The sequence below is a fragment of the Lysinibacillus sp. A1 genome (genome assembly GCF_000801965.1).
Classification (GTDB): domain Bacteria; phylum Bacillota; class Bacilli; order Bacillales_A; family Planococcaceae; genus Lysinibacillus; species Lysinibacillus fusiformis.
This window is the reverse complement of sequence record NZ_JSZM01000004.1, coordinates 17,786-32,344: the sequence shown is the minus strand read 5'-3', so window position 1 is coordinate 32,344 and position 14,559 is coordinate 17,786. Positions and strand designations below refer to the sequence as shown.

Annotated in this window: 15 protein-coding genes; 4 read left to right on the top strand and 11 right to left on the bottom strand. The window is 35.9% G+C overall.

The window, feature by feature from the left end:
• Positions 1–195: 195 nt before the first annotated feature.
• A complete protein-coding gene (locus PI85_RS02100) occupies positions 196–1,035 on the top strand; it encodes a YitT family protein (RefSeq protein ID WP_036121467.1) in 840 nt (279 codons plus the stop codon).
• Between the two features lie 45 nt (positions 1,036–1,080).
• Here PI85_RS02100 and PI85_RS02095 read toward each other — a convergent pair whose 3' ends face one another.
• Positions 1,081–1,986: a D-alanine--D-alanine ligase gene (locus PI85_RS02095; protein WP_036121469.1), complete on the bottom strand. Its 906-nt coding sequence runs from the start codon at positions 1,984–1,986 to the stop codon at positions 1,081–1,083.
• A gap of 4 nt (positions 1,987–1,990) precedes the next feature.
• Complete coding sequence (locus tag PI85_RS02090) at positions 1,991–3,439, bottom strand: PLP-dependent aminotransferase family protein (RefSeq protein ID WP_036121472.1); 1,449 nt, start codon at positions 3,437–3,439, stop codon at positions 1,991–1,993.
• 423 nt (positions 3,440–3,862) lie between these two features.
• On the opposite strand from PI85_RS02090, the gene PI85_RS02085 reads away from it, so the two are divergent.
• Entirely contained in the window at positions 3,863–5,074 is a 1,212-nt protein-coding gene (locus PI85_RS02085; protein ID WP_036127435.1) for a Zn-dependent hydrolase, read from the top strand.
• A 70-nt stretch (positions 5,075–5,144) separates the two neighbouring features.
• Here PI85_RS02085 and PI85_RS02080 read toward each other — a convergent pair whose 3' ends face one another.
• From PI85_RS02080 to PI85_RS02070, 3 genes are all read right to left on the bottom strand, one after another.
• Positions 5,145–5,858: a bifunctional 2-polyprenyl-6-hydroxyphenol methylase/3-demethylubiquinol 3-O-methyltransferase UbiG gene (locus PI85_RS02080; protein WP_036121475.1), complete on the bottom strand. Its 714-nt coding sequence runs from the start codon at positions 5,856–5,858 to the stop codon at positions 5,145–5,147.
• Positions 5,859–5,974: 116 nt separating this feature from the next.
• On the bottom strand, positions 5,975–7,087 hold the full coding sequence (locus PI85_RS02075; protein WP_036121477.1) for a DUF4179 domain-containing protein: 1,113 nt from the start codon (positions 7,085–7,087) through the stop codon (positions 5,975–5,977).
• Complete coding sequence (locus PI85_RS02070; RefSeq protein ID WP_036121479.1) at positions 7,059–7,643, bottom strand: RNA polymerase sigma factor; 585 nt, start codon at positions 7,641–7,643, stop codon at positions 7,059–7,061. The genes PI85_RS02075 and PI85_RS02070 overlap by 29 nt, the downstream gene beginning before the upstream one ends.
• Positions 7,644–7,864: 221 nt before the next feature.
• Here PI85_RS02070 and PI85_RS02065 point away from each other — a divergent pair, with 221 nt between their 5' ends.
• Both PI85_RS02065 and PI85_RS02060 read left to right on the top strand, forming a co-directional pair.
• Complete coding sequence (locus PI85_RS02065; RefSeq protein ID WP_036121482.1) at positions 7,865–8,647, top strand: ABC transporter ATP-binding protein; 783 nt, start codon at positions 7,865–7,867, stop codon at positions 8,645–8,647.
• Positions 8,644–10,257, top strand: a complete 1,614-nt coding sequence (locus tag PI85_RS02060; RefSeq protein ID WP_036121485.1) for a hypothetical protein — start codon at positions 8,644–8,646, stop codon at positions 10,255–10,257. The genes PI85_RS02065 and PI85_RS02060 overlap by 4 nt, the downstream gene beginning before the upstream one ends.
• 46 nt (positions 10,258–10,303) lie before the next feature.
• On the opposite strand, the gene PI85_RS02055 is transcribed toward PI85_RS02060, so the two are convergent.
• The 6 genes from PI85_RS02055 to PI85_RS02030 all read right to left on the bottom strand — a co-directional run bounded on the left by PI85_RS02055 (position 10,304) and on the right by PI85_RS02030 (position 14,535).
• Positions 10,304–10,918, bottom strand: coding sequence for an ABC-2 transporter permease (locus PI85_RS02055; RefSeq protein ID WP_036121486.1), 615 nt, complete (start codon positions 10,916–10,918; stop codon positions 10,304–10,306).
• Positions 10,919–10,922: 4 nt separating this feature from the next.
• Positions 10,923–11,780 carry an ABC transporter ATP-binding protein gene (locus PI85_RS02050; protein WP_036121488.1) on the bottom strand — a complete coding sequence of 286 codons (858 nt, stop codon included), beginning with the start codon at positions 11,778–11,780 and terminating at the stop codon, positions 10,923–10,925.
• Positions 11,781–12,158, bottom strand: coding sequence for a GntR family transcriptional regulator (locus PI85_RS02045; protein ID WP_036121491.1), 378 nt, complete (start codon positions 12,156–12,158; stop codon positions 11,781–11,783).
• Between the two features lie 142 nt (positions 12,159–12,300).
• Complete coding sequence (locus tag PI85_RS02040) at positions 12,301–13,584, bottom strand: histidine--tRNA ligase (protein ID WP_036121493.1); 1,284 nt, start codon at positions 13,582–13,584, stop codon at positions 12,301–12,303.
• A gap of 257 nt (positions 13,585–13,841) precedes the next feature.
• On the bottom strand, positions 13,842–14,267 hold the full coding sequence (locus PI85_RS02035) for a MarR family winged helix-turn-helix transcriptional regulator (RefSeq protein ID WP_036121496.1): 426 nt from the start codon (positions 14,265–14,267) through the stop codon (positions 13,842–13,844).
• Positions 14,257–14,535 carry a transporter suffix domain-containing protein gene (locus tag PI85_RS02030; protein ID WP_031416684.1) on the bottom strand — a complete coding sequence of 93 codons (279 nt, stop codon included), beginning with the start codon at positions 14,533–14,535 and terminating at the stop codon, positions 14,257–14,259. The genes PI85_RS02035 and PI85_RS02030 overlap by 11 nt, the downstream gene beginning before the upstream one ends.
• Between the last annotated feature and the right edge of the window lie 24 nt (positions 14,536–14,559).

Sequence of the window (14,559 nt, the reverse complement as noted above, 5' to 3'; positions counted from 1 at the left end):
ATAATCCTCCTTAAAAGTATTATGATTATTATAAATATTTATTCTAATTAGTCAAGGTCTTCTTAGTATACAGACATACAAAAAAAGGTCGATATATCCTAAATGAATATTACAAAAAAAGTATATCATTTGGTGAAAACCTGATATAGTATGGATTTAAGAAAAAATCTAATTTGATATGGTGGTGTTATGTGAATGAAAAAATACGTAATAGATATTTTAATGATTATGCTTGGATCACTGCTTTTTGCCCTAGCAGTTAACTTATTTGTTATTCCAAATGATTTGGGTGAAGGTGGCGTAACGGGCTTAACGATTATAGCCTATTATCTTTTCGGATGGTCTCCGAGTATTGTCAGCTTTATTATGAATGCGGCTTTACTACTAGTTGGCTATAAATTTCTAAATAGACAAACAACCATTTATACAATCATTGCGGTCTCATTCCATTCTTTATTTTTACATTTAACAGAATCTTGGTCGATTTCCTCAAATGAAATTATCGTAAATACTATTTTTGGTGGAGTATTTGCTGGGGTCGGTATTGGTTTGATTATTAGAGTCGGTGGTACAACGGCAGGTTCTACGATTTTAGCTAGAATCACCAACAAGTACCTTGGCTGGAGTATTAGCTATGGACTTTTATTCTTTGATTTAATCGTTGCTTTTTCATCTTATTTTATCATCGGAGCAGAGGCATTAATGTTAACAATAATCATGCTTTATGTTGGTACTAAGGTGATGGAGTTCGTTATCGAAGGGGTTAATCCTAAAAAAGCAGTTACGATCATCTCTAAAAACCCAGAAGACATTGCTGGACAGGTAACTGCTTATATGAACCGCGGAGTTACGGTACTTTCCGGTCATGGCTATTATACAAAGGAACAAAAAGAAATTTTGTATATCGTCATTAGTAAGCAAGAAGTTGTAAAGCTCAAAAAAATTGTCAAAGAAGTCGACAAGGATGCCTTTATTGCCATTCATGATGTAAGGGATGTTTTTGGAGAAGGCTTTATTGAATTAGCTAAATCTTAAGATAGTAAAACACCTTTTGTAGGAAAGCAAAAGGTGTTTTTTCTATTACCTATTATCAATCTGTAAGGAGCTATCAATAATGCTATCCAATAGGGCAGAATAGCTAATTCCTGCAGCAAAGGCGCTTTTTGGTAGCAGGCTATTTTGGGTCATGCCAGGTAATGTATTAACCTCCAATACATAAGGAACGCCCTCCTTAATTAACATATCTACTCTAGCATACACACTACATTTTAAAGACTTATAGCTGGTCATAGCAGCCTTTGCCACACGGTCATGAATCGCAAGTGGGAGCTCCACAGGCTCCTCTATTGTAGAAGCATCATCATATTTCGCCTGGTAGTCAAAAAATACTGCTGTATGTTTGATTGAAAGGACTGGCAATAGCCTATCATTGAGGATTGGGCATGTAATTTCGTCACCAATCATGTACTGCTCAATAATAATTTCGTTATCCCACTTCAATACCTCTGCAACAGCCGTCAATAAGGCATTTCGATCATGAACAATTTGAACACCTACACTAGAGCCACCAGCATTTGGTTTAACGACCAGCGGATAACCCATCAGCTCTATGTCCTGTAATGGCAGCTCCTCGCCCTTTACGAGATGCATCCAATCTGGTGTGGCGATCCCTTCATAGCGCAGTATTTTCTTGGCCATATTTTTATCCATGCACAAACTACTTGCTAGAAGACCACTTCCTGTATAAGGAATACCCAATGTTTCTAATACACCCTGAATCGTGCCATCCTCTCCAAACTTACCGTGCAGTGCTAATAAAGCTACATCGATACCTTGCACTTTTTCTATTACCTCTTGATGGTCTTCCAATACTATTTCAACAACATCGTATTTTTGTTTATTTAAATGAGCAACCATTTCCTTCCCTGTCATAATCGAAACCTGCTTTTCAGAGGAGGTACCGCCCATAATTACGCCCACTTTCATCTTTTCAACCCCTTCTATCATTTCTTAATGTATCCCCAATAATTTGAATCCCCCGGACAATATCTTCTTCTGATAAACGGGAAAACCCTAGGCGAAATGTATTTTTACCAAGACCATTTGTATAAAATACATCTCCTGGATAGAACACCACACCTTCGTCATAACATTTTTCTAATAATCTGCGAGCATCTATGCCCTCTTCTAGTTCAATAAAGAGATGAAGTCCTCCATCCCCTCTGATTTTGCAAAATGGAATGTACTCCATACAGGCTTGACGAGCAAGCTCATACTTTTTCTTATAAACAGCTCTTGCTTTCTTTAAATATTTTTCAAAATAACCATCCTGTAAATATTGATATAACACTGCCTGATCCAGTGTCGATGTATGAATTGTTCGCGCTCTTTTCATGCTTTCTAGGCTAGCAATTAGCTCCTTATCTGCTAAAATCCAGCCAACACGTAAGCCTGGGAAAAGGATTTTAGAAAAGCTGCCAATATAGACAATGTTATTACCTGAACCACTAAATGCGATTAGTGGTGCCAAATGAGAGCTTGAATACCTTAATTCCTCATTAAAGCCATCTTCTACGATAGGTATTTGATAGTTGGAAAAAAGCTGAAAAATAGCATTCCTCTTCTCAGAGGAGGTAACAATTCCTGTTGGATTATGATAGGACGGGATGAGATAGGCAAAATCAAAATCCATTTTGGCTAATATTTTTTCTACCTGCTCCATGTCAATGCCATCATCGCTCATCTCAACGCCATGTATTTCTAGCCCATGTAAACGAAAAAGCTTCAATGCTGCGTGATGTGTAGGGTTTTCACATAGAACACGCCCAGATTTTTTAGCTATTGAGGATAATAAAATATCGAGTCCCTCCGTAAAGCCGTTAGTAATTAAAATATCTTTATTAGAAATATCTACACCCTTCATTTCCATATAGCGAAGGAGATAATCAATTAAAGGTTTATATCCTTTTGCATAGCCATAATTCAAGACAATATCGCCTTCAAGGGACATACGTGTAAGAAAAGCCCTTTTGAAATTTTCAACATCAAAAAGCTTTTCTTCCGGAGCAATACTAGTAAAGGAGATCATCCCTTTTTGCCACTGAATATCTTGTCGTACTAAATCAATTTCATCTGCTAACAAAGTTGCTGTATTCAGCCTATTTTTCCAGTCAAGTTCGATAGGGGACGTTTTCAAAGTAGTAACCTTTCCTACAAAGTTCCCTTTTCCTTTCACTGCGTAAATGATGCCGTCCTGCTCTAGCTCAGCATATGCATTCAGCACTGTATTTCTGCTAACCGCTAATAGCTTACTAAGTTCACGCGTAGATGGAAGCTTTTGATGTTCTAACAGATGCCCTTTGACAATCATATCTTGAACATAATCCTTCAATTGCACATAAACAGGACGATCATCCACCATCTTAAAATCATTAAACAATCCCTGACCCCCTTGCTTCATTCTTGCATAACGCGAGTGAACTCAAAAGGTCCACTCAGTATGTAATTTCCTATTGTAGTGGTTGTTCTTCTTTCTATCTTATTTCAAAATTATTATACGTATCAAACGTGATGAAGATCGTTCACAATATTAACTATGTGCCACACTACGATAAGGGTCATAATAATTTATTTAAGCTCGAACTGTTTATAAGGAAATCGAGGTTCAACAAAACAGTTATCCATTGTCCATCGGGTCAACAAGCGGCGGATAATGAAACAGGTAAATGCGCCACTTTCATTGCAAAGTAATCGACCCCACTATTGCCAAAGGGTACAATAATAATTTAGAGGTGGTTCATGACCAATTTGTCTTATGAGAAGGACAGTACCACTTCCAATTCCAGATGAAAGAGTGATTGTCATGATTAATGGAGGTAGACTCTTACAACATCTTCAAGACTTAAGCCGAATCGGCTGCAATGAAGCTACAGGTGGGATTAATCGCTTCTCCTTTACATCAGTAGAAAAACAGGCTATTGAGCTAGTGACCATTTATATGGAACAGGCTGGCATGAAAGTAACGGTTGACGCTGTTGGAAATCTCATTGGTACTTATGGTGAAGGCGATGAAACCATTATGCTAGGCTCACACATTGATACAGTACCAGAAGGCGGCAAATACGATGGAGCATTAGGGGTATTGGCAGCTATTGAAGTCGTAAATAGGTTGTATGAGCAACAAATACTCCCCTCTAAAAAGATACAAGTTGTCGCTTTTAAGGATGAGGAGGGAACGAGATTTGGCTTTGGGCTACTTGGTAGTAGTGCGATGGCCGGGCTTTTAACGGAGGAACAATTACAGCACACAGATGAGGCTGGCATTTCCATTGAAGAAGCTATGAAGGAATTCCAATTGTCGCCTTATCCTTTAGTTAATGCTCAACGAAATGACATTAAAGCTTATTTAGAAATGCATATTGAGCAAGGCAAGGTGCTAGAAAATGAAGATTTACCTGTAGGTGTTGTAACAGGTATAGCCGCTCCTGTATGGTTAGAAATTACTGTCACTGGCGTCAGTGAACATGCTGGTGCAACACCTATGCCCATTCGGCAGGATGCTCTAACTGCGGCAAGCGAGATGATTTTAGCGATTGAACGGCTATTAAATGACACTACAGATGCGGTTGCAACGGTCGGCAAGCTTACTGTGTCCCCGAATGGAACAAATGTGATTCCAGGCAAAGTTACTTTCTCAATTGATCTACGAGATATAGACGAACAAAAAGTGAGATCACTAGAGACTACGATTTTGCAGCAACTACAACAAATTGCAGACCGAAGAAATGTTACATTGGCTTCGAAAATATTACAGCGCATTAAACCTGCAAAAGCGGATGAGAAGCTACAGCAACAACTTGCCATAAGTATTGAAAAGCAAGGGATACGTCCCTATTCTCTTATAAGTGGTGCAGGACACGATGCCATGAATATGGCTGAAATCGCTCCAATCGGGATGTTGTTTGTCCGCTCAAAAGACGGCATTAGCCACAATCCCTTAGAATTTAGCTCCGATGAGGATATCATTATAGCCACTACTATTTTTTATGATTCTGTCGTCGAGCTCTCTAAATAGTTCACTATAATAGAAGTGAACTGCCCCGAAAAGTTAGATATCAATTTAACTTTTACGGGGCAGTTCATTTTTAGAATGGCTCTTTAATATCATTTTTTTGGAATAACCCTACTATAAAACCTTCTAATCCAAAATGCGGATCTACTGTAGACATTGGTAACATTTTACGTATTTCAATTTCTTCCAAAAAATTAAAAATTTCCTGTAGTTGACTTTTGGTATAACCAAGCCCACCCTCTAAACTGCGCTTTAAATATACTTCCTCATCTGTCAGGGCAGAGCCACCGTATGTACCATTCTCCTCAAATGAACATAAAGCAAAGTATCCATCCTGCTTTAATAACCTATTAATGATCTCTATATAACTAACACGACGGTGTGGTGCTATATGATGAAAGCATCCCGAATCATAAATAAAATCAAAGCTTTCCTGTTGAAAATCTAAATCAAAAATATTAGCACATACTAATTCTACATTCACATCTTCAGATATTCTCTTTTTTGCCCACTCCAGTGCATTTTCTGATAGATCCACTCCAACCACTGAACATCCCTTTTTAGCTAAATAGATAGCATTACGCCCTGCACCACACCCTAATTCTAAAACTTTACTCGGAAAAATCATTTCCTTTTCAAAATAGTGTACTAGATTTTCATCAGGCTTATTAACAAAGAAAGGAACCTTTCGACATGTATCATCATAAAAATTATTCCAAAAATGTTGGGGCTCCCGTAGTAAATGATCTAGTAAAATAAGCAAATCTTCATTGGATTTAATTAGCATTCCACACCTCGATTTATTCTTATTAAAGCTTCATTATATAGGAGCGAATACATACTCAGCCAGTTTCAAAATAACCAATATAAACCATAAAAACGCTTCTCACTTATAATATTTTATTACTTTACTGGTATTGTCACTTCTAGCTCAGGAATATATTGAATGATCGGTTTATTATTCTCATCCATTTGAAAGCTTCCTTTTGGATGCTCCTTAAAAAGATGGATATAAGGCTTGATCGTTATGGATGCAGGTACAGATTCAAAAGGAGTAAAGCGATGATCCATAATTTTTTCACTTCCATTGGTCTCATGCCAACCATTCCCATTAATTAGTCCAAGTTTACGCCCTTGCTCATCAAAAATATCTATCCCCATTGTTAACCATGGCTCAATAAAAGTGGAGTTGTCTGTCAATATGGTTCTCGTCGTTATATTGGTTGTAATAGGGGTAATCTTGATCTGTTCAACTGTAAAATGAATATTATTATAATGTCGATTTACATTTGGCTGTAAAGTCACATAGTCTGCAATTTTATTTTTCACAGGAATATCAATCTTTAAAGGAGCCTGTATGCCCGTAATAGTAGCATATACTGTTAAATCGAATTGCTCCGGGAAAGGTTGTCCTCCCTGATTGCTCTTATCCGAAAACTCAATTATTGTAGAATCCTTATCTTTTCCTGGATGTAGAAAGATACCAATATGATTCGACTCACTAGGAGCAAAATCATCTATAGGTGCTCCATTAATAAACAATTCAATATTGCCGAGGCGCTCCATTAATGTCTCCGTTTCACTAGCTGTTCGAGGTCGCTCTATCCCAATCGAGACACGTGTACCATCATATGCTACCTCCGATACACTTAATGTAAATCCATCGTGACTGACGCTTGCATTAGGTTTCGTTGAAAGCCCCTTTTCATCAGCCGTTTTCAGACCAAGGTCACCAGCTAGACTGAAAATAGAGGATAATACAGGAACTTGTTTTATGGTTGCTGCCATTGTAGGTGAAATGAAGGGCGTGATTAGTAGCAAGCATACGATTACGGTAGCAATAGCCTTCACTACCAACACATTATGAGGCTTCTTTTTATGAGTAATCAATTTTTTAGAATCATGGTCATATTTATTCATAACACGGTCAACTAAATCAATTTCTACGGGTGTTTCTCGGATGTACTTCTTTAGCATGTTCAATTCATCATCCTTCAGTTTTGATCGAACGCTCATAATATCCCCTCCCTTGCTTTTTTTCTTTCAACAATTTTTTTCGTAATCGTTCATATTTTTTGCGTACAGTAGCTGGTTTCAAATCCATGATAGAGGCAATTTCATCAAAGCTATACTCTTCAATAGATCGAAGTAATAAAATTCTTTTTTCATCCACATTTAATTTCTCTAATAACTGATGAATCGAATCCTCGTAATGATGGGATTCATATGCCTGCTCGACCATTTGCTCCTTTTTAAACCCTGTCCAAAATCTAAAGCCCTTATTTTTCTTCTTCAGTAGGTCGATACAATGATGATGAGCAATTTTATAGAGCCACGCTGAAAATGACACTGAGTAAGAGAATTTGCGAATATTCTCTAAACCTTTTATAAAAACATCCTGTGAGGCATCTTCAGCTTCTTCTTTGTTTCCTAATAGGTAGTAACAGTAAAGATAGATTTGTTTTTGGAAGCACCGTATGATTTCTGTGTAGGCATGAGTATCCCCTGCCTGAACTTGTTTAACTACCTCTTTTATTAATAACGTTTCCTCTGTTTTATTTGATATAGTCACAAGCTTCCCTCCTCTCTATCTGTATAACTAAATTCACTACCGTTTTGTGACAGCAAAAGAATAAAAATTGGCGTTATAATATATAATTTCTTAATTTAATAACCCTTCCCCAACCACATGAAATTGAACTGGTTTCATTTTACCAAAAGGAATATATTCTCTTTTTATATGTTATAGTGTATTAATGGATATTTTTTCTATAATTATGGAGGTGCACTGAAATGGAAGACATTTTAACGATTACAAATTTAACGAAAAGTTATGGAAACAAGGAAATATTAAAAGGAATAAACCTCCATGCAACTAGAGGAGAAATTATCGGATATATTGGTCCAAATGGTGCTGGTAAAAGCACGACTGTTAAAATTATTTTGGGGCTTGAAGGTGATTATGGTGGCGAGATTAAGCTCTTTGGTGAAAGCATTAGGCAAGATCAAATAGACTATAAGCGTAGAATTGGTTACGTTCCAGAAATCGCTGATGTTTATGACAACTTAACAGGTTATGAATATTTAACCTTTATCGGTCAGTTATATGGGCTAGAGCTAGAGGAGGCAGCTGACAAATCGAAATCGCTCATGGAGTTGTTTGGAGTGGGTGAGGCGTACCATTCTAGAATTTCCTCGTACTCAAAGGGCATGCGACAAAAACTATTAATCATTGCTAGTCTTATACATAACCCAGACCTATTATTTTTAGATGAGCCGATCAATGGCTTAGATGCAAACAGTGTAATGATTTTTAAAGAGATTTTAACGCAGCTCGCAGCCAATGGAAAAACAATATTTTACTCATCTCATATTATGGATGTCGTTGAAAAGATCAGTAGTCGCATCATCCTGCTATATGACGGCAACATAGCAGCGGACGGAACTTTTGCCCAATTACAAGCTGGTAACACTGAAGGAACGCTAGAAAGGATCTTTAATCAGTTAACAGGATTTCATGAGCATCAGGAAATTGGTGAGAAATTTGTATCCATCGTTCGAGGAGTACAATCATGACAGATTTTAAAACACTCCAATTGCTTGATTTATTCCGCTGGCTCTTTGTAAGAATGGGTATTGATTATGACCTAATGAGAAAAATCCTTCATATCAAATTAACAATGGATGAACGTAAAGTACCCACACTATTTAATCAGAACAAAAAGAAGAACGATCAAAAATATGGCTATATTAAATCGCTATGGATTTATGTTTTATTCGGCCTTATACTAATCCCACTCATGGGATTTGGTCAAAACTTTTTATTTCAAATGAGTATTGCGTTTGCCATGATCATTTTTTTAATTATGACTTCATTGATTTCTGACTTTTCCTCAGTACTCTTAGATGTACGAGACAAAAGCATACTATCAACTAAGCCTATTTCCGCAAGAACCATTAACGCAGCAAAATTTATGCATATTTTCATTTACTTATTCTATTTAACAATTGCCTTAACAGGCATCCCTTTACTCGTCAGCCTTTTTACGCAAGGAATTGTATTTTTCCTTTTAACCGTTCTAGAGATTATATTCATTAATTTATTTATTGTAGCGATCACTGCCATTTTATATATTGCCATTTTACGCTTCTTCGATGGTGAAAAGCTGAAGGATATGATCAACTATGTACAAATTGCCTTGTCGTTAATGCTCATGATCGGCTACCAGGTTCTGATTCGGTCCTTTGAATTCGTTAATTTGGATATGACGGTGTCATTTCATTGGTGGAGTCTCTTCCTAATACCGATGTGGTTCGCTGCACCCTTTAACTTATTACTAAATGGCGATACTTCGTTATTAACAGTACTATACAGCCTCTTTGCTGTAATCATACCGATACTTTCGATTGGGTTATATATTAAACTCATCCCAACCTTTGAACGTAACCTTCAAAAACTATTAAGTACAAGTAAATCAAAAAAAGAGAAGAACAATCGACTGAAGGTACTTTTATTAACGCTGCTATGTAGAACACATGAAGAAAGAGCATTTTTTCGTTTCGCCTCTCTTATGATGAAGCAAGAACGCGAGTTTAAGCTCAAAGTTTACCCTTCTTTAGGTTTTTCATTTATTATCCCATTTATTTTTATATTTACCTTTAGCGGATCCGAAAAAATTGATTACGCTACTAGTATGAGCTACTTAAATATTTATTTTAGTATGATGATTATTCCAGCTGCTGTCCTTTTACTTGGTCATTCGGCTAAATTTAAAGCGGCGTGGATTTACAAAATACTTCCATTAAAAGATTATACGAATTTACAAAAAGGCAGTTTAAAGGCATTTTTAATCAAATTATATGTCCCATTGTTTTTAGTGCTAAGTTTGGTCTTTAGCTATATATACGGTATTCGAATTATCCCAGACCTACTAGTAGTTTTAGTGACAAGCTGGATATATACACTGTTTTGTTTCGTAACGATGAGCAATAAAATACCTTTTACCAAACCATATGATGAGGTTGGAGATGCTCAAGGCTGGAAAACTTTTTTATTGTTTATCCCTATAGCTATTTTGGCAGGTCTACACTATTTAATTGCCAGTCAAATAGCATTCGGACCTACTATTTATTTTATAGTGCTTTTTTTTATCAACATGCTTGTTTGGAAGTTAGCTTTCAAATGACAAAAACGGCTCGAGTCCCACCTTATATGGGACCGGCCGTTTTCTTTTAAAACGCCTTGCGCTTATAAATCCTTACTGAGAGCATCCATGAGCCTATATAGAGTCCAACAATTAGTAATGAGATCATAAAGTATAGTTGTAGTTCCTGTATAGTCATGAAATTTTGTACAGCGGTTCTTATTTGTTTATTTAAGTTAGGGACAAAATAATTGATGATTACCATATAAACTCCAAATAATCCCATGATAGCAATAGTTAAATACTTTGTTTTGAATTTATAGGACATCGGTAAAATAAACGAAATGACAATCATAACGAGGCCCATAATCAGTACTATTTCCTTCCATAATACAGCTACCTGATTCCCATTTAAAAGAAAGTCGAACAAATACGTAAGGAGCATAAAGAGCCCTGTAAAAATTAAAGCTCCAATATATTTAGAACTAACAATTTCTTTTCTTGTATACGGTAATGAATTAAGTAAAATATTTGCATTATCTTTTTCATCGTTCGAAAAAGCACTTAAAACAAATACGATACTATATATAAATACTATATATACCGACGGAACATTGACCATTAAATAAAGAATAATTGTTGCTATGTAGAATATTAGGATGTTTTTTTGAATTAAAATATCTTTTAAAATAAGGTTCAACATATCCTTACCACCCTTTCTTTGTATAATACATAATGTCTTCAAGCGTAGGCTTTTCAACCACCACTGTATCGCCAAATATAGTAGCTGCTCGATGTTTATTGGCTGTTAATGCTTCAAAGCCTCTGTTTGTTTTACGAAGGGCGACGAATTCCTGCTCCGTTTCACGATCTAATAAATCCAAGGTTCCTTTAACAATAGCGTATTCCTCTTGAATTTTATAAAACTCCTTTGTGAAAATATGCTCGCCATTATGAATAAACGTTATATAATCTGCGATGCGATCTAAATCTGTCGTAATATGTGTGGAGAAAAATATAGTTTTGTCTCCATCCTGCATTAACTCATGTAAAATATTGAGTAATTCTCTGCGAAAAATAGGGTCGAGCCCTGACGTTGGTTCATCCATGATGATTAATTCAGCATGATGTGCTAACGCGATGGCTAAGGATGCTTTCATCTTCATCCCTTTCGAAAAGGTCTTCATATTTTTGTTCAAGGGCAGCTCAAACTGTTCCACATAATGCTGAAATGCCTTGTCATCCCATCTTCTATAGGCAGGTTTAATAATCTTTTTCATATCCTTGAGTGTGATATTTTCATAAAAGATATTCTCATCATAAACAAAACCGATACGTTCTTTTATTTCTTTTTCATGTTTCTTATAACTTTTACCGAAAATAGAAATAGTCCCACTATCCTGCTGCAATAAATTCATAATCATTTTAATGGTCGTTGATTTTCCTGCACCATTCCCTCCAATAAACCCTGTGACAAACCCTTTTTTAACATGGATTGAAAAATCCTTTATTTGAAAACCATTAAAGGACTTTTGTATATGCTGTAATTCAATAACATTTTCCATTTATTCATCCTCCGTATACAATAAAGTAAGCATAGCCTTTAACTCTGCTAAACTAATATCCATTTCCTTCGCATTTTGAATCGCCACCAACAATTTTTCCTCAATGGCCTTCATTTTTCTTTCCTTCATCATTTCTGAATTTTGTTCAGAGATAAATGATCCTTTCCCAACAATAGAATAAATAAATCCATTTTTTTCAAGCTCTTCATATGCCCTTTTCGTTGTAATGACACTAATCTCTAAATCTTTGGCAAGTTGGCGCATGGAAGGCAATGGCTGCCCCTCTTGTAATTGCCCTGTTAAAATTAGCTTTTTAATTTGTGCATGTATCTGCTCATAAATAGGCTCTTTAGAACTGTTCGAAATAATAATTTGCATGCAAATACCTCTTTTAAAATATTGTATATATACTTTATATACAATATATACACATAGATACAAATATGCAAGTAAAATTTTCCTTTTTGTGAAATAAAAATAAAAGCATATAGCCAAATGAATGACTACATGCCTTTTCAATTTAAAATTTAAATGCAATTACTTCTTCCTTACCGCTTTGCATATTTTTTATTTTATACATATTTTGCGTGACCTCATCTTCTCCTAGGACGATAACCTGTGGTGTATTTTCCCGATTCGCTTTCTCCATTGCCTTTTTTACTTTTTTCCCACTAAGCTCAACTTCTACCTTATATTCATGTTGCCGCAATGCTGCTGCCAACTTCAGCGCTGACTTTTCTGTTCCAAGGGGAATAATATAAATATCCACAATCGGAACGTTTTGTTCGATTCTCCCTATAACCTCCAAGGCTGTATAAATGACGTCTAATCCAAAAGAAATTCCCACAGTGGCATACGATTGCTCCTCAGACCCCAAAAGGCCACCAATCGTCTGATCATAACGTCCTCCACTCCCAATACTCGAACGAATGGTTCCATCTGCTAAGAAGATTTCATAAATTGTTGCTGTATAAATTTCAAGCCCTCGTGCTAAAAATGGATTGAACGTACATTTCTCATTTAATCCAAGTGCATTTAAATAAGCTGTTAGCTCCACTAATTCCTGTATACCTTGCTGCAAAATGGTGTTTTGATTAGCGAACTCATTAAAATAGGCCATATTTATTTCAGGTCGCGCCTCTAAAAATTTCTTTATTTTAGTCATGCTGTTTTCAGAAATTCCCAATTCCCTCAATTCAGATAGCATTGTTTTTTGGTCTATTTTCTCGATTTTATCTAAAATTAAAATAACCTGATTCATTTGTTGCTGCTCTACTTCAAATAATTGCAGTAAACCAACTAAAAGCTTGCGATTGTTATATTGGATGTTAATCTGGAGATTAAGCCTATCAAATGCATCTATCGCCATCAGCATTAGTTCCGCTTCAGCAGCTTGTGACGTCACCCCAACAATATCTACATCACATTGTGTAAATTCACGAAAACGTCCCGCCTTAATTGGCCCATCTCGAAACACTTTACCAATTTCATAACGTTTAAATGGCATCGTAATAGAGGGATTCATCGCTACTACCTTTGCAAATGGAATTGTTAAGTCATAGCGTAACGCCAAATCACGCTCACCTCTATCCGTTAGTGTATACATTTCCTGTAAGATTTCAGCACCACCAGCATATTTAGAAGCCATCAACTCCGTATAATTAAGAATTGGTGTCTCAATCGGCTTACAGCCATAAGCCATAAATGTGTCTTCTAAAGTGCGTCGAATAGCACGACGAGTCACCTCCTGCTCAGGTAAATAATCTTGTGTACCACGTACATTTTGGTAATCCATTTTTTTCATCACTTTTGCCTCCTCATTTTTTGACAAATAAAAAAACCGTATTCGATAAAGCTTCCATCAGCTTTATTTATACGATTACATGAGAAAAAGTCTTCCTATTCAATATTAATTAAATAATAATGATAGCAAGACTACTGACTATGATGATGTTTTGTTGTGTACGATTGGACAAAGTTGATTGTCATATGTATTCCCCCTTTTATGTTAAGGGATACTATAAGACAAAATGAAATAAATGTCAAATTATTTAGAAAATTTTATAAAAGTACATTTTTTAATTTTTCTAGTACCTCTAACACATTCACCAATTCCTCATCCGATAGATGTGCTTGATATTTTTTAGTGATTTCTTGATTAAACGCTTCACCTTCCTGCTTATACAACAAACCTTTCTCACCTAATTCAATCGAATAGCCACGCTTATCATCGGTGTGCTGCCTTTTTATAATATAGCCATCCTTTTCAAGCTTTGCTATCTGCTGGCTCACGGCACTTTTGGTAATCGTCATTTTCTCGGCTATTTCTGATGGTGAAATGGAAGGATGACGAATCACTAATGCTAAAAGGACCGCTTGCTGATTATTTAAATTGAACTTAGTATAGTCTCTTTCCATTTTCTCAAGAACAATCCAAATATCTTCAATTGTATGATTAATTTGCTCTGCTACATTGTTAGTCTTCATTTTTTTGAGTATCACCTTTTTCACGCCATTTTTTAGGATTAAGATAGCTTTTAAATTTGTTAGCTACTTCTTTCCCGACAAGTAAAGCGCCCAACCAAAATAAGATTTCAGCTACAATGATGCTACCTGGAATAATACCTGCTTTTACTTTCGTAGGAATAGGTGTGAATGGTGTAATAATTGGAATTAACCACAACGAAAGTGAAAAAATAATAATCCCGATACCCAATTTATAGGCAATGGACTTTTGTTTTTCGATAGAGGGCATACAATGATTCTCCTATTTAATAAT